Below are 19,301 nucleotides of genomic sequence, written 5' to 3'. Positions count from 1 at the left end.
GAGTCAGAGTCAGCAAGTGCCTCTGCAAGAATAAGTGAACTTGAGAGCCAGAGTGTTTCAATGAGCATAAGCTTATCTGAATCAGCTAGCGCAAGTGAAAGCGCTTCAACAAGTGCAAGTACTTCAGCATCAGAAAGCCAGTCAGCATCTACTAGTGCTTCACTAAGCGAGAGTGAATCAGCTTCATTGAGTGCATCAACATCGGCAAGCTTGTCAGAATCAGAAAGCACAAGTGCATCACTTAGCGCAAGTACATCTGCTTCATTAAGTGAGTCTGAATCAACAAGCGCTTCACTTTCTGAGAGCACAAGTACTTCTATTTCCCAGAGTATGTCACTTTCTGTAAGCTTAAGCCTTTCAGAGAGCATGAGTATTAGTAACTCTGAGAGACAGTCAGCTTCAGCTAGCCTTAGTGCATCAGAGTCAGCTAGCACATCAGCTTCACTTAGCCAGTCTGAGTCAGCATCAGTAAGTGCAAGCGAGAGCGCATCAGCATCAGAGAGCGCATCAACAAGTGCTTCAACAAGCATGAGTACATCAGCTTCTGAAAGCGCTTCAACTAGCACATCAACAAGTGAGAGTGCATCTACATCAGAAAGCACAGCTGCAAGTACTTCAGCTTCAGAGTCTGCTTCAACTAGTGCAAGCAACTCTGCTGCAGCAAGCACAGCAAATGACAATTCAGGCAGTGGTGCTGGTTCAAATGGTTCTGCATCTGAGAACAATGGTGTGGCAGGAAGCACAACAGATAACACAATTACAACTTCATTTAATGAGGTTACAAATAATACAGTTTCAAGAGTTTCTAACTTCAATGAGCTTGAAGGTGATGAGCTTCAGGGAATTGCAGACGAGCAGGTACCACTTGCCGTAGTTCTTGATGATGATCACACAGCAGCAAATGTTGGAGATGAAGACCTTACTACAATCGAAGACGAAGAGACACCTCTTGCTATTTCAAAGAGTGGTCTTGCTGGAAGAGTATGGTGGTATTGGATTCTCATCATCATCAGTGCATTAGCTGGAAAGAGAGCAAAAGATAAGAAGGAAGCTAAGACTGAGGCCGTAAGGGCAGAAAATGAGAAATAATTCACAGTTTCTTTACAGAATGTAGTTAAAAGTGAATTATAATTAGAGAGTGATATAATTTGTCACTCTCTAAATTATTTTATGGAGGATATTGGGATGAATAAAAAGCTTAAAAGATGTTTAGAATTTTTGGGGGTTCTAGCGATTACATTTGTTATTTCGTTATCCAGCCCACTAAATCCATGGATGAATAATGCATTTACATCAATGCAGGAGGGGATTCTTGATATTGCCCATCAGATTCGAGATGGATTTTTAGCTTACGTGGAGGTAGATGGAAATTATGGCCCAGTGCTTTATGAGTTCTATGGCCTGGGATATCTGCCAACAGACACTCATATTGTTCAATTTATAATGGAAACAGTTGGAATCTTTTTCCTTGTGTTATTCCAGTACAAAACAGCGAAGCTATTTACATCTGAAGTTTTCGCTATGATTTCTGCTGGTCTTTTAACTGTTTTTGAGTGGGGTGCCCTTACTCATGCAGGTGCAGAAGAAATGATGTTCTTCATCCTTACATTAACATGCTATCACGTTGCAAGACAGCTTCAGCAGGGATTCTTGTCATATCACACATACTTACTTACAATTGATTTAGGATTAGTATTTTTCTTGCAGCCGGGCTACATTTTTATTTGGGTAGTATTGCTTATTTTCTTTGCTATCAAATTCAAAGCAGACGGGCTGAAGGGCAAAGAATACAGAGCTTATTATGTATCAGTATTTGAAGGATTAATTACAGTTGGAGTGCCTATGGTACTTTATCTGCTGTATTTTAAGAATGCAAAAGAATTCTTCCAGCATGTTGTGGTTTACAACATGAACAACATTGGAGGATTTGCTGAGGGCATGAAGATTATTTGTGGAAGTCCATGGATTATTCTTTTGGCAGTACTTGTTGTAGTTACAATTGTAAAAGTATTCCTGGGAGAAAAATTCCTTACATATTGTTTATGGATTGGATTTACAATTTTGACATTTGTTGTAATTGCAATTCAGGGCGACAACTTAAGCACATTCTTACAGCTTTCAAAGGCTGTATATATAGTCCCAATTGCTGGCGTATTCTCACTTATTGACAAGGCACTGGGACTAAAAGTAGAGGAAAGAGAATATTAAAAACAACAAAAAGGGGCCTAGCTGGCATATGCTGGCTAGGCTAATAGTGCATTATGGAGAAAATACGAATACTACAAATTGGAACTGAAGATTGGAAAAATAAGTATAGTTTCCCTTCATATATAAAGCACATCTTTGCTGATGGCGAAGTGAAATATAAAAAGGAAATCTATGAAATAGTTGTTCTAGAGAGAAATCTAGAGCCAGAGGAGATAAAGGCAGTGAAGGATATGTCATATTCCTACTGTCTTTTTGCTGTGGATAGCTTTGAACTAGATGAGAACAATGGTGTCCTATTTGAACAGAGAATGGGAAAACTTTTGCCATCATATAACATTCAGGATTTTATTAATAATGAAGCAAAAAAATATTTTAGCAAGCCTTATGGAGAAAAGTTTAATCCTGGTTCTGTAGGAATAGCTAATGGTTTCAAGGGGCAGGTAAAATGGAATGGCCAGTATAGCGTCAGTCTAGATGGCGATTACGGTTATGATATGAAGCAGATAGCTTTTTGGAGGGGAAATATTCCTATGGAAGAAGGTCAGGCTATCGACTTTTGGCTGGAATATAAAAAGGATGAGGGAGTAGAGATTTCCCTTTCAATCAAACAATTTGTTTCAGGAAGCCTTTCAGATGTGTTGGATTCCTGGGAGTTCTCCGAAGAGGATTTACAAAATGAAGTGCGTATAGAAGGAAGAAATGGTGCTGGAACTATTTTTGTCTCTCTAAGAGCCAGAGGTAGTGGGCATCTTGAGATAGTTGGACTCCACGATAGAATCTCCAGATGGGATATAGGAGAATTCATGGTAGGTGGAGAGAGGTATGTTACCTCTGAGAGAGAAGAAATATTTGCATATTTTGATCCAGGCGATTTGAAACCACCTTTGGCGGTCTATTTTTCTGGTTACAAAACCATGGAGGGTTTTGAGGGATATTACATGATGAGAAAAATGGGATGTCCTTTCTTATTATTAGCTGAGCAGCGTTTTGAGGGTGGCGGATTTTATATGGGTTCGCCAGAATTTGAGCGCACAATGGTTAAGATTATAGATAAATATTTAAGTAAGCTAGGATTTTACCCAAGTGATTTGATTCTATCAGGAATCTCCATGGGAACCATCGGTTCTATGTACTACGGATGTGATTTGAAGCCACATGCGCTTATACTGGGTAAGCCTCTAGCTAGCCTTGGAAATATAGCGCAGAATGAGAGACTTAAAAGACCTGGTGGCTTTCCTACATCACTTGATTTGCTCCAGAAGTTTTCTGGGGACATGTCAATGGCAGGTGTGGAGTTATTAAATGAGAGAGTGTGGAGTAAAATTCGAAACACTGATTTCAGTCATACCAAGTTCATTGTCTCATACATGTTTGAAGATGATTATGATGACACCGCTTATGAGACTTTATTGTCAGAGTTAAATTCCGCCGGTGTTCAAGTATATGGAAAAGGTCTTCATGGCCGTCATAATGATAATACTGCTGGTATTGGTGCGTGGTTTAAGGGCCAATACGAAAGGGTTTTGAAGGAAGATTTTTACCGAGAATAGTGCTCTGTGGCTTATGGCAAGAACGCTTTAAATTTGGCAGAATGTATACAATTTGTACATTGTTTTTTCATACTTAATTTCTATAATACCTTTACAGAAAAGATAATAGTCGACCGATATACCTTATAAGAGAACAAGATAGGGCGAGTAAAGGAGATAGTAGTATGGGTAAGAAAGTACAAGATCTCGTAAAAGGAATCGTAATCACTGGCACAGCAGTTGGGGGCGCCAGCGTTTTTTCTAATATGGGCTTAGCTTATGCGCATGAAATAGAAACTACAGGCGAAGAAGTAGTATATGATTCTGCACCTGAAGCAGCACAAGAGGCACCTGCTGAGACAGCTTCACAAGAGCCAACAGTTACAGCAGAGGTAGCACCGGAGGCACCAGCAGCAGCGCCAGAAGTACAGGAAGCAGCGCCAGAGGCACCAGCAGCAGCGCCAGAGGCACAGGTAACACCGGAGGCATCAGCAGTGCCAGAGGCACAGGCAGCAGCGCCAGAGGCACAGGCAGCAGCGCCAGAGGCACAGGCAGCAGCACCAGAAGTACAGGCAGCAGCGCCAGAGGCACAGGCAGCAGCACCAGAGGCACAGGTAGCAGCACCAGAGGCATCAGCAGCAGCGCCAGAAACACAGGAAGCGCCAGAGGCACAGGTAGCACCAGAAGCACCAGTTGCAGTAACACGTAAGGCGGCTCCGAAGCTCATGGCGGCACCAGCACCTCAGGCAGCTCCAACTCTCATGGCAGCGCCAGCACCTCAGGCAACTCCAGAATCAGCAGCACAGGCAGCACCAGCTGCAACTACAAGCAGCATAGAAGAGCTTGAGGAAACAATTAGTTCTGAAAGTGCATCTGTATCTGATGCAGAATCTGAACTCTTATTTACATCAGAGTCTACTTCTGCAAGCCAGTCAGAGGCTATTGATAGCATGTCTGTAGCTGAAAGCGAGGCAGCTAGCGAATATATAGCAACATCAGAGACATTTATTACAAACGGATATGATAATGCTGGCGTAGCAGAAACTCAGCAGAAAATTGCTCAATTAGAAATTGAAGAGAAAGCTCAAAGAGAGGCAATTGCTTTACAGAGAAAGCCTGCTCTATCTTTGAATGAGTATTATATACCTTATGGTCGTCCTTTAGCAGAGGCTATGATTGAGTATAAATTGCTTGTTGAGGGCAAGATTTTATACGCTAATATTCAAAATGGTAACTTACATACTGGATGGTATGGAAATACCTATTATGACAAGAGATACGTTGTTAAGTGGATTGATTTAGATGGAAATTATAATGAAGAATACTTTGACTACGTTACTGTAGATGAATTTGGTAATTCTCTTTATAAAGATGAGACTCACCAGACTGATATCAATGGAATTCCACATGAAGACTATGCTCCTGGAGTATATGGTATCAATGTAGTACAAAAGGCTTATGCAGTTACAGATACTGTAAGTCCTAAAAAAGAAACATTTAAGAACGTAGTGATGCCGGATGGCTCAGTTATTGCTAAAATAGTAAGCACAAGATATGAGTTTGACTATACATTAGATGATGAAGGCAAAATGCTCAAAGGTGGCGATTGGTATACCGAAGGAACATACCATTCACAGGCATCAGAGCGCAGCGAAATGATTAAAAACATGAACTCTCTTGCCAGTGCAGCTGAGCAGTTCAGTGAGGATGCAAATGCATTCTCAACAAGTGTAACTGGTAGTACATCAGGATTTGTACAGTTATCTCAGACGATTGCAGATTTGGCAAGTCAGGTAAAGGCTAATTCTCAGAGTCTTAGCACATACAAGAGTGAGAGCTTAATAGCTGCTTCAGAAAGCGCAGCTTCATTATCTACATCAGCTTCAGAAGCAGCTTCAATAAGCGCATCTGAATCAGCATCAGTTGCTTCAAGCGAGTCAACAAGCACAAGTACTTCAGAGAGCACTTCAATAAGCACATCAACTAGCACAAGCTCATCTGTAAGTGCTTCAGAGTCAGCATCTGTAGCTTCATCACAGAGTGGCTCTACATCAGCATCAACAAGCGCTTCAGAATCAGCATCTGCAAGTGCATCAGTTAGCGCATCAGAAGCAATTGAGGGCTCAGAGAGCATTACAATTTCTAATGCGGCAACAGAGTATATCAGCGATGCTGCAGGCCGTGTTGATACAAATGTAGCAGCAGGCAACACATATAGACAGGCAGCAGTAATTACACCTATAGATAATGATGCAAGAGTTCCACTTGCAGTACTTGATCAGGAGATTCTTGATGATGACATTGTAGATGCACCTGCAAATGTAGATGTAATCACAGGCATCGATGATGATCAAGTAGCTAGATATGGTGAACTTGGCCCTAATGGATGGGCTGGAGCATCACTTCCAATAATTGGAGGTCTCACAGGATTATTTGTAGCAGCAAAGCGCAGAAAAGGAAAAGAGACTGAAGAAAGTTAATTAATAGTTTTTTAAGCCAGGCCCATTTGAGGCCTGGCTTCTTCATGTTTATGGATTGTTACTATTCACAGTGACTCCACCCGCATTCATAATGGAAGTCTTTCAGATTTCTTTCCCTGTGCGGAAGCACTATATTTTGTATAATTTACAAATCCACTATACAAATAATAGTGAAAAGTGATAATATCTAAGTAGGTATAGGATGCTATATTCTATGAATTTTTTGACGGGAGGATGCTTATGAAGGGAGAATTTTCTGGAAAATCTATTTTTAAGCATAGATACATAGGCATGGCTGAGGATGATATTCGTCAAGAAATAGATAGACTTCAAGGCGAAGTGTTTGAATTGCAGCAGCTTTTACAGCTCTATGCTATTGAAAATGGAGAAATAAAACAGAAAATCTATGAGTCTCAGACCACCAATGAAAAGCTCTGTAGAAGTGTAGAGACCAAGGTCCAAAATCTGCAGGATGCTCTTGACTACACCAAGCCAGTCAAGGCACAGATGGACAATCTGATTAAGGAATTTGAGCTTAATTTAGAATCAGTCTACAACCACGACGGAGTAAAAAAACAGCAGAGAGACATTAGGATTTTTTCTGCGTTTACAGCAATTAATACATTGTTACTATTGTGTTTGATAGGATTATTGAGTTATTCAATCTTTTTCTAGATTATTGGAGTTTATACTATGGATTGGCTGACAATTAATATATTTATCTGTGCAATAGGCGTGATGCTTTTGTTTCTGATGCCTGTCTATTTCAAACAGAAAAATACAAGACGAGCAGTAGAGGCCGAGTATGAGTCATATATTTCTAAAATGGAAAAAGATGACAAGCTATACGCCCAACACACAAGACAGCTTAATAAAAACCTTAACATCATTAATTTTTGGCTTAAGACAGGCAAGGACCCTTCTGAAAATGAGGAGGATTCTGAGACTGTTGAACAGGAAGACCGTTTCTTTGCAGGTCTGATGGATCCAATGGAGGCCAAGCGATGGAAAAAGTCAGTAGAGAAGTCTACCTCGGATGATGCTGAGGATGAAGAGGTAAAATCTATTCGCGTAGATGAGTTCAAGGTCACTGAGATGGAGCCTATGGAGGTCGAGCAGACTGAGATGACTTTCTATTATATGACTGACTACGGCGAGTATATATACTATTGTGTTACACCGGAGTATTTAGAGAACAATGACTTTACTCACGTGATTTACTTTACCACATCACGTTCGACTAATATTCCTCTTGTGTATCCACATAAATATGAGGGAGCGCAGATGCTTTCACTTTACAAGCATCCAGCTCAGACTGTCTGGTTCCTTAAGAACTGGAAATTAATTCGCGAGGGATTAGAGGGCGATGCAAGTGAGATGCCTCCTCTCGACGAGAGTATTACAGATGAATTTGATTTATAGTGAGGATTTTTATGGCAGGTAAAGACCCTGAAAAAGAGAAATTTGTTAAAGAATTCATGGAGCGCAAGCCTACTAGATGCTCTGAGTGTAAAGGACGCATCAAATACATAGGCGGCGGTCATTATGAGTGCTATGATTGCGGTCATCAGGAAGTAGATGACTTTGGTAAGGTTAAGGATTACATTGACGAAAATGGGGCCAGTCCTGCTATAGTTATTTCTGAGAACACAGGTGTACCTGTAGATATGATTAACGCTATGCTCAAAGAGGGGAGACTTGAAATCCCTGAGGGAAGCGTAGTTTACATAGAATGTGAAAAATGTGGATGCAGTATCCGCTATGGTCGCTTTTGCCCTGACTGCATTCGCAACCGTACAAATAGCCTTAAGGGTATATATTTCAATCCTGATGTGGGAGAGAAGCCAAAGAATGCCCCTAAGAAGAGGGATGACGGTCGTATGCATTTTCTCGGTCTATAGGTTTTTACTTTAGTCTGCTAACGCGTTACCGTGCTGTGCTGACAAATGTCCGCAATTGGTGTACAATCACAGCTGTTTGAAATAATTAATGAAAGCGGTGTTGTGATGAGGCAGATAATAAAAACAGCATTGATTGTAGTATTGGGAAATTTTGTTTATGCTTTAGCGGTAGCATTCTTCATTGAGCCATCTGGGCTCATTACTGGTGGTGGTACCGGTCTTGCTTTGTTCTTTCATCACACTTTTGGATTTCGTACATCTTATGTAGTATTTATCATTAATACTATTCTATTTCTGATTGGCTGGAGATTGATGGGACATCGATTTGCAGCCAATACATTACTTTCCACATTTTGTTTACCAGTTGAAATTCATATAGCAGAGATGATTGCAGCCAATTATTCGCCTATAGATGATATTGTGCTTTGCACTGTCTTTGGCGGTCTCATGATAGGCGCTAGCCTTGGAATCGTTATTAGAACTGGCGCGTCAACAGGTGGTATGGATATTCCGCCTATTCTATTAAATAAGTACTTAGGTCTTCCTATTTCTGGAGTTATGTGGGCATGTGATTTATGTATATTAGGAGTTCAGGCTCTCTTTACCGACAAGACCAAAGTTCTTTACGGAATAATGCTTGTGATTATATACACTCTTACATTAGACAAGACACTTATTCTTGGTAAATCAAAGAGGCAGATTAAAATCGTCAGCAAAAAACATGATGAAATTAGAAGAGCAATCCTTCAGGATATAGACCGTGGTGTTACGGTTATGTATGGACGTACAGGTTATCTTGCCAAGGATACAGAGATTACACTTTCTATAGTTTCTACCAGAGAGCTTGCTAGAACAGAGCGAATTGTCCACGATATTGACCCAGAAGCATTCATTATTATCAGCCGTGTTTCGGAGGTAAAAGGTCGTGGTTTTACGGAACAAAAGAAGTATTTATAGAGGATATTTATCCACCTATTGAAATAATAGGTGGATTTTTTAAAAAAATTTATTGCACTAAAGTGTTAAATGATGTACAATCGTCTCTAGGTTGCGCAGGAAAGACAAATGTCCGCGCCCACTGAACGTTTATCATGGAAGGAGAATATAAAAACATGAATTTTAAGAGCAGTTATTTACAGCGCGTTTACGACGGTCTTGAGTCAAGAAACGCAGAGCAGAAAGAATTCTTACAGGCAGTTAGAGAGGTTCTTGAGTCATTAGAGCCAGTTGTTGCTGCAAATCCAAAACTTGAGGAACTTGGCGTTATCGAGCGTATCGTTGAGCCAGAGCGTATTATCCAGTTTAGAGTTTCTTGGGTTGATGACCAGGGTAAGGTTCAGGTAAATCGCGGTTACAGAGTTCAGTTCAATTCAGCAATTGGACCATACAAGGGAGGCCTTAGACTTCACCCTTCAGTAAATCTTTCAGTTATCAAGTTCTTAGGTTTCGAGCAGATCTTTAAGAACTCACTTACAACACTTCCAATCGGTGGTGGTAAGGGTGGTTCTGATTTCGATCCTAAGGGTAAGTCAGACATGGAAATCATGAGATTCTGTCAGTCATTCATGACAGAGCTTGCTAAGCACATCGGTGCTGATACTGACGTTCCAGCTGGTGATATCGGTGTAGGCGGACGTGAGATCGGTTTCATGTACGGTCAGTACAAGAGACTTCGTAACGAGTTCACAGGCGTTCTTACAGGTAAGGGACTTACATACGGTGGTTCACTTGCTCGTACAGAGGCTACAGGTTATGGTGTTTGCTACTTCACACAGGAGATGCTTAAGTCTGCTAAGAACACATCATTCGAGGGCAAGACAGTAGCTGTTTCAGGTGCTGGTAACGTAGCTATCTATGCTATCCAGAAGGCTTATCAGCTTGGTGCTAAGCCTGTTACATGTTCAGATTCTACAGGTTGGATTTATGATCCAGAGGGAATCGATGTAGATCTTCTTAAGGAAGTTAAGGAGGTTAAGAGAGCACGTCTTTCTGAGTACGCTGCAGCTAGACCTTCTGCTGAGTACCATGAGAAGAAGAATGGTGAGCACGGTGTATGGCAGTACAAGGTAGACATCGCTCTTCCATGTGCTACACAGAACGAGCTCGATGAGAACGATGCTAAGATGCTTATCGACAACGGCGTTCTTGCTGTATCTGAGGGTGCTAACATGCCTTCAACTCCAGAGGCTGTAGAGGCATTCTTAAAGGCTGGCGTTCTCTTTGGACCAGCTAAGGCTGCTAACGCAGGTGGTGTTGCTACATCAGCTCTTGAGATGTCACAGAACTCTGAGAGACTTCACTGGACATTCGAGGAAGTTGATTCTAAGCTTAAGGGCATCATGGAAGGTATCTTCCACGCATGTGATGACGCTTCTAAGAAGTACGGCATGGAAGGCAACTATGTTGCTGGTGCTAACATCGCAGGCTTCGAGAAGGTTGCAGAGGCTATGATGGCTCAGGGTATTGCATACTAATTCAATAAAATAGACTGAGATACTCCGGTTACGCACTCAATCTAAAGGCCCCCTTCACTTGAGGGGGAGCTAGAGATTGAGGGGTGCCGGAGTTTTTTGTTTCTAGTATTAATTGGCATTTTTCTGTTAAAATATAGAATATGCCTGCGCAGTGAATTATAATAGAACATATACAATACACTATGGGGCGGGGAAATTGAAAAAACGATTTTTTCCAAAAACACTTATTCAAAAGTTAATATTCACCCTGATTATCATGACTGTATATTTGATAGGCCGTGAGCTTCCACTATATGGTGTGGACTTGGAGGCCTATGCTGCATTTAGAAACGATGCAGAAGATTTGATTATGCAGACTATCGGTGGTGATAGATACAGAACTAGTATTTTTGCTCTAGGTATATCGCCTTTTATGTTTTCAATGCTTTTTGTGCAGGTGGTTGTTTCGTTTAAGAAAGCAGATAGCAAGGCTCACACCTCACCAAGGAAAACCACCAGGGCGACTCTTATTTTAATGCTTATTTGGGCATTAATTCAGGCTGTGCTCACAGTTCAATCCACTCTTTTTATATACGAAGGAGGACTACAGCTGATTGCTGCCAAAATAGTGGCTGCAGTGCAGATGATTACAGGTTCATTTGTAATTCTGTGGCTGGCTACTAGAAATGGTAAATACGGAATCGGCGGTCAGACTGTACTTATCTATGTGAATATTTTGGATAGCGTGGTAAATACTGTTAAAGGAGCGCCTATTAAGGAGCTTCATGTGGTAGGAGCCATCTGTGTAGTAGCTCTACTAATCACTATTATTTTCGAAAACAGTGAGTACCGCATTCCTATGCAGCGTATTTCTATTCACAGTATTTATTCAGACAAAAACTATATTCCAATTAAATTAAATCCAATAGGTATGATGCCGGTTATGTTTTCATCAGCATTTTTTATGCTGCCAGTTTATTCATGCCAGTTTTTAGCGATGGTATTTCCTGACAATGCTACCATAGCGTGGGTTAGTGACAATATGGATACAACTCATCCGCTAGGTCTAGGTGTTTATATTGCTGTACTTTATTTCATTACGGTGGTTTTTTCATTTATTTTCATCAGTCCAAAGAATCTAGCTGAGAATTTACAAAAATCTGGAGATAGTATCACTGGACTTAAGGCAGGTAAGAAGACTCGCAGATTTATTAGCAATAGAGTATTCTCGATAGCTATTTTTTCAGCATTTTTCATGAGTATTTTCCTAGGGCTTCCACTGGGGCTTCATATTAGAGGATTTATAGATGCATCCCTTATCAGTTTGCCATCTATTATCATCGCTATGGCTAGTATCAACTGTAATCTTTATAGAGAGTTTAGAGCGGTTCGTGACTACGATGCTTATGTACCGTTTATTTAAAAAATAGTTTTTGCAGCACAGCCTTTGCAAAGGCAATTATCAATGCTGTGCTTTCCAGTAGATATAGGAGACATTATGCTTTATTTTATTCCAGCTTGGTATCAACAGAATAAATGGCGAGAGTCTGAGCAGAGTTGGCATACCCGTAGAATGCACACTGAGTTTGACGATACAGTAAAGCAGGTGCAGATGTTCTACCGTAACGGTATGCGTGATTTCAAGATTTTGCTGTTGAGTCACACTCCGAATTTCCGTCATTTCCTCCATCGCCAGGGAGTTTTCCATGCTCCATACTGGTCTTGTTTTGATGCCATTCAGGAGGTGGAGAGAAGAAAGGCAGCGGTATTTTCTTTCCATAACTTAAGCTGGCCGGACAATATAGAGTTTGTCTATACACCATTTGTGGTGGTTGCATATCTTGAAAATGTTAAATACGCAGAGATTAATTTTGGTGAAGCTGGTAACCCTATCGAAGTTAGTATGTATAATGCTGGCTCATTGAGCCGTAGAAATATTTATGACGACAGAGGATTTGTTTCTTCTACAGAAGTTTACGATAACGGTATTATCGCATATACGGATTACCTCACAGAAAAAGGCAACATAAAGCTTAGAGAATATGCAGCCACTGGTCGAGTTGAGATAAATGAAAAGTCAAATACTTTCCTTCTCTCAAAAGATGGTGGCTCAGAGCACAGAGAATTCAAACAACTCACCTATGACAGCCTGAAAGATGTCATAATGGAAGTTATGACTGCCAATCTAGAAGCCAGAGATGAGGACGATGTTTTTTGCGTGGCCATGCACGAATTAAATGTGCAGGTAATGAAAGAGTTTGTAGAAAAAAGAAAGCTGATATTGTCATTTTACGGTGATCGTTATCGAATGAGGGATCATCTAGATAATAAGGATATGGTGAAAAAGGCGGGATACGTAGTTACGGATTCTGAGGCTACTACCAGATACCTACTTAGGGATATGGATGAGGAATTGACAAAAGTCATCGACATTTCGCCTTATGATTCACGAATGGATTTTGGTATCAGTCAGCAGCTTACGGTACAGAAGATTCTCGTTCCAGTAGACAATCTGTCTGAGGATAGATTTATCACATTGATGGTTCAGCTTGCTAACTACATCATGACAAATGAAAATGCCATGGTTCATATTTTCACTAGAAATGCAGAATATGATTTACCAGACAGACTTTTAGCCAGAATTGCAGAAATATTAGAGGCTTCTGGTTTTGACAGGCGGATGGTTATTCCAGATCAGGTTGAGGATGACACTGCTGAAAACGAGCAGGAGATTGAGGAAGAGCAGGTGCCTGTGAGATTTTTTGTGGAGCAGTGTGTGGATGAGCTTTCTGTTAGTAGATGCATCAGAGAGCAGCGTATTATGGTAGATATGCGCCATAATCCGGATCTCTTTTTGCAGATAAACTGTATCAGTAGTGCTATCCCGCAGATTATTAGGCGAGAGACTCAGTACATGCAAAATATGTACAACGGATTTGTAGTTACTGATTTTGAACAGATTCCAGCAGCACTTGAGTATTTCTTAGATTCTCTTTACAACTGGAATCAGGCCAAGGTTTATTCCTATGATATTGCCCAGAGATTTACCACTAAAAAGCTTCTAGGCAAATGGAAAGATGTAATGGATTCATTGGAGAAATAAATGGAAAAAGCGATTTGGACAATTTATTGGAATGAATATAGTTCTGATACATATCTCTATGGCTCGAAAATTGATTATGAGGCGAGAAATTGTGTCAGGTTTAAAAATGAGCTGATGCCACCAGGCACAGTTATCAAGCAATGGTATTCTCTGACCAATTATCAGGCTCAAAGAATTGAGCCATCGCTGCCTATTATAGATGGTGAGAGCCGCTATAGAATTAAGATAAATATAGACACCAAGGATGGCAAAGGCTGCCTGGTAAGACTGGTATTTCTGGACAGATATGAGCGCGAGGCAGGAGATTTTACTATTAGAGGTACGGAGGCGGAGTTTTCTTGTCCTCTTAAAACCTACAGCTACAAAATGCAGTTGATAAATGCAGGTATGAAAGAATTTGTTTACCATTCAGTAACCATAGAAGAAATATAAGATGAAAATTAAAAAGACGAGGTCAATAGTAAAAAAACTTCAAAGAGAACTGAAAAAGGTTAAAAGCTACAAGGAACAGATGGCAGCTCTTACTGATGAGCAGCTTCAGGCAAAGACTAAGGAGTTTAAGCAGAAACTTGCGGATGGCAAGACTCTTGATGACATTATGCCGGAGGCTTTTGCTGCTATGTGCGAAGCTGACTTTCGTGTTCTTAAAATGTACCCGTTTGATGTTCAGATTATGGCTGGCATTGCTCTTCACAAGGGATATCTGGCTGAGATGAACACAGGCGAGGGTAAGACTCTTACAGCCACTCTTCCTATGTACCTAAACGGTTTAGAGGGCAAGGGGGCAATACTTGTTACCAATAATGAGTACTTGGCTCTTCGTGATGCTGAGGAAATGGGACCTGCCTATGAGTTTATGGGACTTACAATTGCAGCAGGTGTTAAGCGTGATGAGTCGGAGAAATTCGAAAACGATGAGAAAAAAGAAATCTATGCCTGCGATATCGTATATACCACTCACTCAGCATTGGGATTTGATTATCTGATTAACAATTTGGTGAAGTCTTCAAAAGAGAGATTTTTGCGTGAGTTCAATTACATAATTATCGATGAGGCGGATTCGGTACTTCTTGATAGTGCCAGCACACCACTTGTTATTTCAGGTGCTCCTCGTGTTCAGTCTAACCTATACGAGACTGCCGATTTCTTCATCCGTACCCTTAAGGAGGATGAGGACTATGAGGTGGAGGAGAAAAATGTTTGGTTCACTGAAAAGGGACTGGAATATGCAGAGAGTTATTTTGGAATAGATAATATTTTTGCGCCAGAGTACTTTGAAATTTATCGTCATCTGGTGCTTGCTCTTAGAGCCCATATGATTATTGAAAAGGGTACTGAGTACATGATTTCAGAGTCAGGCGAAGTGGCTCTTATCGATGCCAGCTCCGGTCGTATGCTTAAGGGTGTTAAGCTAAGAGGCGGCCAGCACCAGGCTATCGAGTGCAAGGAGCAGGTGGAGATTACTCAGGAGAACCGTTCTATGGCCTCCATCACATATCAGAATTTCTTCTCAATGTTTCCTAAGATGTCAGGCATGAGTGGTACTATCTACGATGCCAAGGACGAGCTATATGATGTGTACGGTAAAAAGGTAGTGGTTATCCCTACTAACAATCCAATACAGCGAGTGGATTGTCCAGACTGGTATTTTAGTGATTCTAAAAAGCAATTTGAGGCAGCAATTAGGCTCGCTCTAAAAAAGCATGACACAGGGCAGCCTGTGCTTATAGTGACCACTATGATTTCCGATACAGAAATCATTTCCCATCTTTTGGTTGAAAAGGGCATTCCTCATTCTGTACTCAATGCCAACAATGCATTCTGGGAGGCTGAGATTATTAAGGAGGCAGGACAGATGGGAGCTATGACAGTAGCTACATCTATGGCAGGTCGTGGTACAGATATTAAGCTGGGGGCTGGTGTTAAGGAACTTGGTGGTCTTGCTGTTATCGGTGTAGGTCGTATGCTTAACATTCGAGATGAGCGTCAGGCCAGAGGTCGAGCAGGTAGACAGGGTGACCCTGGCTATAGCCGATTTATCGTGTCATTGGAGGATGACATTGTTGAAAAGGGTACAGACCCTGAAAAGTTGAAAAAATATATAGACGGCAAGCGAAAAATCAGCGACAGAAGAGTAAAGAGAATAGTTAACAATGCCCAGCGCATAAATGAAGAGGTGGGCAGTAACAATAGAAAGACAGCCAAGGATTACGATATTGTTCTGCAGCTTGAGCGAAAGCTTATGTATGATACCAGAGATATGCTTTTGGATGGCGGCACTCTTGAAAAGGATAGGCTCATTGCCATAGCGGAGGACAATGTTGATGCATTCCTCAAGGACAATCCTAATTTAGATGGGCCTACCCTAAAAAGATTTTTGCTTGATAACATTTCCTACAGCATGGATAGGGAAGTTAATGTGATGGACTACAAAAACAAGACCAGAGTTAGAGCCTACATTATGGCTAGGGTGGAGAAATCTTTCCAGGAAAAGGTAGCTACCCTCAACTCTAAGAATGCCATGGATGATTTTGTACGTATCTCTGCACTTTCTGCTATTGACGATGCATGGATTGAGCAGGTTGACTATTTGCAGCAGTTGCAGGCGGCGGTTTCCGGACGAAGCTCTGCCCAGAGAAATCTCATGTATGAATATCACGCTGAGGCACTGGAGTCCTTCAGAAAGATGGAGGCCACAGTCAAGAAAAATATTATTCGAAATGTACTTTTATCAGAAGTGCGTCTAGATAAGAAAAATAAGCTACACATATTATTGCCATAACGGAGGCTTACATGATTTACAATTTCAACTTAGGAATAGGTTGGGCTTCATCAGGTGTTGAGTATGCTCAGGCCTACAGAGCGAAGATTTTTAGGAAAATCGGCGCTGAGGCAAAGTTCATATTTACCGACATGTTTTCACGGGATAATCTAATCGATATGACTAGGAATATCGGTTTTCTTGACGAGGAAATCATTTGGCTTTATACATTTTTTTCTGACTATGTGCCAGAGCCGGTGACATTTACCCTAGATGATTTGAAGGCTACACTAGATGGAAGAAGCTATACCTATGAGCGGGAAGGCAATATTGGTAGATTGATTTTTGAAGGCCAGGGTAATTTCTACAGAGTCTATTTTACAGATGAAAAGCAGGAACTTGTTCATAGAGTGGAGATGGTCTCTGCAGGTTGCTTGATTCGAAAGGATTATTTTACATCAGGTCGTATTTTTAGCGAATACTACGGACCTTTAGATGGCAAGGCTCATCTTTACCACAGGAGATATTTTAATCGAGATGGCTCGGTAGCTTACGAGGAAGTCATCGATGATGATGTAGTGATGTACAAGTTTCCAGATAGGATTATTTGCTCAAAGGAGGAGCTGATTGGCTATATGACTTCTCGCTTGCAGCTTTCTTCTGAGGACATTGTCATAATAGACAGAGCCACAGGACAGGCTCAGGCCATCCTTGAGAACAAGGGCCAGGCGAAGGTTGGCGTGGTTATCCATGCTGATCATTTTAGCGAGGGGGCCACAGACGAGGACAATATTCTCTGGAACAATTATTACGAGTATACATTCTCCATGAACAGGCACATTGACTTTTATGTGACTGCCACAGAGAATCAGAGGAAGCTTCTGATTCAGCAGTTCGAAAAATATGTAGGGGTGAAGCCTACGGTTTACACTATTCCTGTGGGCAGTTTGGATGAGCTTAAAAAGCCTTCTGCACCTAGAAAGAGTCATTCTGCTATTACAGCATCTCGACTTGCCACAGAAAAGCATGTGGATTGGCTGGTTTCAGCAGTGGCTGAGGCAAGAAAAGATATTCCGGATATTTCCCTTGATATATACGGAAAAGGTGCCGCATCGACAGACTTGGAGGCTCAGATTAAGAAGCTTGGCGCCCAGGATTACATACATCTTATGGGCCAGCACAATTTGGATGATGTGTACATCAAGTATCAGGCATATTTTTCTGCATCTACCAGCGAGGGCTTTGGCCTAACTCTTATGGAGGCAGTTGGCTCTGGACTTCCAATAATAGGATTCGATGTGCGATATGGTAATAAAGCATTTATAGATGATGGGAAAAATGGTTTTCGCATTCCATATTCTATTGGTATGGAGAGCACCAGACGTCAGAAGAAGCTTGTGGAGGCTATTAAAAAGCTATTTATAGACAGCGATATGGAGGCATTTTCTGAGCATTCATACGAGAAGGCTAAGGCATATTTGACTAGTGAGGTGGAGTCTAAGTGGAAAGAAGTAGTGAACAAAAAATAATACTTCTCATGGATTATTTTAATAAGGGCAGCCAGGATTTGGTGGATTCCTTCAAGAATGCAGGACTTGATTTTCAGGCAGTAGTTATTAACGATGAGGGATTTTTGCCAGATGATGTTATAAATGTCTTCGAGTTTTACCTGGGAGATTTTTCTGGGAAAAGTCAAAAGCCACGTTATTTTAATCAAATCGAGGTGCCTGATTTTTGGGAGGTAAGCGGCAATAATACCAGCGGCTCCATCCATGACAAGAGCAGAGAGCGTGGGCGTATTTTTTATGCAGAGCCTAAGAACAAGCGCTTTGTGAAGGTGGTGGATTGGCTTGATGGAGCTGGCAATGTGCGTCTCTCTGAGCATTACAACAAATATGGGTGCAAGTATGCCCTGACCACTTTCAACAAGAAATCCCAGAAGGTTAATAAATCTTATTTCGATGTTGAGGGCCGAGAGGTAATCACGGAAAACTACGTGACAAACGACATAGTGCTAAACATCGATGGAAAGATTTTGATATTTAAAAATAGAACAGAGTTTGTAAAATATTTTATTTGCAGCCAGAATTGGCAGGGCAATAGGATTTTCTTTAACTCCTTGTCTGTACCTTTCTTTGTTTCAAATGCACTGGAGGATGTAACTGGCGACAGGGGAGACATTCTGTTTTGGCAGGAAAATGTGGGAGCTGAGATTCCTGGAAATATGCAGGTTATATTTGATAAAAAAACAAGCCGATGCCAGAGGGTAATAGTTCAGAATAGGCAAGCCTTCAAGCGGTTGAAAGACCTAAAGGCTCCGAAGGATATGATCTCAGAAATGGGATTTATCTATAGTTTTAAGAGAGAAAACCTTGGTAGACCATCGGCACTTATCTGCACTAATACAGAAAATGTTGAGAAGCTGAGGGAGCTTCTTGAAGAGCTTCCAATGGTCAAATTCCATGTGACAGCCCTGACAGAGATGTCGGCAAAGCTTCTTTCTCATGAGCAATATGAAAATGTAATCATGTATCCAAATGTTAAGATGGTTACACTAGATAGATTATTTACCGAATGCGACTTTTTCCTAGATATCAATCATGAAGGGGAAATAGTTGAGGCCACAAGAAGAGCGTTTTTTAACAATCAGATTATTTTTGCCTTTAAAGAGACAATTCATTCTGCCGAATACATAGCCGACGAAAACGTTTATTTGTCTAACGATTATAAACAATTAGCGGGGCACATCAAAAGCTTACTAGACAGCAAAGAAGCATTGGATAAAGCAGTCAGAAAACAGCATGAACAGGGGCTTGCGGCAGAAAAAAGCGACTATATTTTTTAAATGACAGTAAACAGCAGCGAA

16 protein-coding genes are annotated in these 19,301 nt (G+C 41.0%); 15 read left to right on the top strand and 1 reads right to left on the bottom strand.

The features are described 5' to 3' along the window. On the bottom strand, positions 1 to 368 hold a 368-nt coding region (locus BLP50_RS14370; RefSeq protein ID WP_207645745.1), incomplete at its 3' end, for a hypothetical protein. Here BLP50_RS14370 and BLP50_RS14365 point away from each other — a divergent pair. From BLP50_RS14365 to gtfB, 15 genes are all read left to right on the top strand, one after another. Beyond that, positions 367 to 1,089 (top strand): hypothetical protein, encoded by a 723-nt coding sequence (locus BLP50_RS14365; RefSeq protein ID WP_176753780.1) that lies wholly within the window; start codon positions 367 to 369, stop codon positions 1,087 to 1,089. The genes BLP50_RS14370 and BLP50_RS14365 overlap by 2 nt on opposite strands. A gap of 96 nt (positions 1,090 to 1,185) precedes the next feature. After that, positions 1,186 to 2,208: a hypothetical protein gene (locus BLP50_RS12700; protein ID WP_090155352.1), complete on the top strand. Its 1,023-nt coding sequence runs from the start codon at positions 1,186 to 1,188 to the stop codon at positions 2,206 to 2,208. Between the two features lie 53 nt (positions 2,209 to 2,261). Further along, positions 2,262 to 3,758, top strand: a complete 1,497-nt coding sequence (gene asp2, locus BLP50_RS12695) for an accessory Sec system protein Asp2 (protein WP_090155350.1) — start codon at positions 2,262 to 2,264, stop codon at positions 3,756 to 3,758. 164 nt (positions 3,759 to 3,922) lie between these two features. Continuing rightward, entirely contained in the window at positions 3,923 to 6,217 is a 2,295-nt protein-coding gene (locus BLP50_RS12690; protein ID WP_090155348.1) for a hypothetical protein, read from the top strand. A 240-nt stretch (positions 6,218 to 6,457) separates the two neighbouring features. Next, complete coding sequence (locus tag BLP50_RS12685; protein WP_090155346.1) at positions 6,458 to 6,892, top strand: hypothetical protein; 435 nt, start codon at positions 6,458 to 6,460, stop codon at positions 6,890 to 6,892. Between the two features lie 18 nt (positions 6,893 to 6,910). Continuing rightward, positions 6,911 to 7,639, top strand: a complete 729-nt coding sequence (locus BLP50_RS12680; protein WP_090155344.1) for a hypothetical protein — start codon at positions 6,911 to 6,913, stop codon at positions 7,637 to 7,639. An 11-nt stretch (positions 7,640 to 7,650) separates the two neighbouring features. Then, the gene (locus tag BLP50_RS12675) at positions 7,651 to 8,118 is read left to right on the top strand and encodes a hypothetical protein (RefSeq protein WP_090155342.1); all 468 of its coding nucleotides are present in this window, start codon (positions 7,651 to 7,653) and stop codon (positions 8,116 to 8,118) included. A gap of 45 nt (positions 8,119 to 8,163) precedes the next feature. Further along, the gene (locus tag BLP50_RS12670) at positions 8,164 to 9,075 is read left to right on the top strand and encodes a YitT family protein (RefSeq protein WP_242869276.1); all 912 of its coding nucleotides are present in this window, start codon (positions 8,164 to 8,166) and stop codon (positions 9,073 to 9,075) included. 155 nt (positions 9,076 to 9,230) lie between these two features. Then, positions 9,231 to 10,592: an NADP-specific glutamate dehydrogenase gene (gdhA, locus tag BLP50_RS12665; RefSeq protein ID WP_090155337.1), complete on the top strand. Its 1,362-nt coding sequence runs from the start codon at positions 9,231 to 9,233 to the stop codon at positions 10,590 to 10,592. A 196-nt stretch (positions 10,593 to 10,788) separates the two neighbouring features. Beyond that, positions 10,789 to 11,994, top strand: coding sequence for a hypothetical protein (locus BLP50_RS12660; RefSeq protein ID WP_090155335.1), 1,206 nt, complete (start codon positions 10,789 to 10,791; stop codon positions 11,992 to 11,994). Between the two features lie 75 nt (positions 11,995 to 12,069). Then, a complete protein-coding gene (gene asp1 / locus BLP50_RS12655) occupies positions 12,070 to 13,674 on the top strand; it encodes an accessory Sec system protein Asp1 (RefSeq protein WP_090155332.1) in 1,605 nt (534 codons plus the stop codon). Beyond that, positions 13,675 to 14,106, top strand: coding sequence for an accessory Sec system protein Asp3 (gene asp3, locus BLP50_RS12650; RefSeq protein WP_090155330.1), 432 nt, complete (start codon positions 13,675 to 13,677; stop codon positions 14,104 to 14,106). 1 nt (position 14,107) lies between these two features. Continuing rightward, positions 14,108 to 16,456: an accessory Sec system translocase SecA2 gene (secA2, locus tag BLP50_RS12645; RefSeq protein WP_090155328.1), complete on the top strand. Its 2,349-nt coding sequence runs from the start codon at positions 14,108 to 14,110 to the stop codon at positions 16,454 to 16,456. Positions 16,457 to 16,467: 11 nt separating this feature from the next. Next, the gene (gene gtfA / locus BLP50_RS12640) at positions 16,468 to 17,964 is read left to right on the top strand and encodes an accessory Sec system glycosyltransferase GtfA (RefSeq protein WP_090155326.1); all 1,497 of its coding nucleotides are present in this window, start codon (positions 16,468 to 16,470) and stop codon (positions 17,962 to 17,964) included. Next, positions 17,937 to 19,280, top strand: coding sequence for an accessory Sec system glycosylation chaperone GtfB (gtfB, locus tag BLP50_RS12635; protein WP_242869275.1), 1,344 nt, complete (start codon positions 17,937 to 17,939; stop codon positions 19,278 to 19,280). The genes gtfA and gtfB overlap by 28 nt, the downstream gene beginning before the upstream one ends. Positions 19,281 to 19,301 lie beyond the last annotated feature (21 nt).

This window comes from Pseudobutyrivibrio sp. AR14, assembly GCF_900101325.1.
Lineage (GTDB): Bacteria > Bacillota > Clostridia > Lachnospirales > Lachnospiraceae > Pseudobutyrivibrio.
This window is presented reverse-complemented; position numbering and strand designations above follow the sequence as displayed.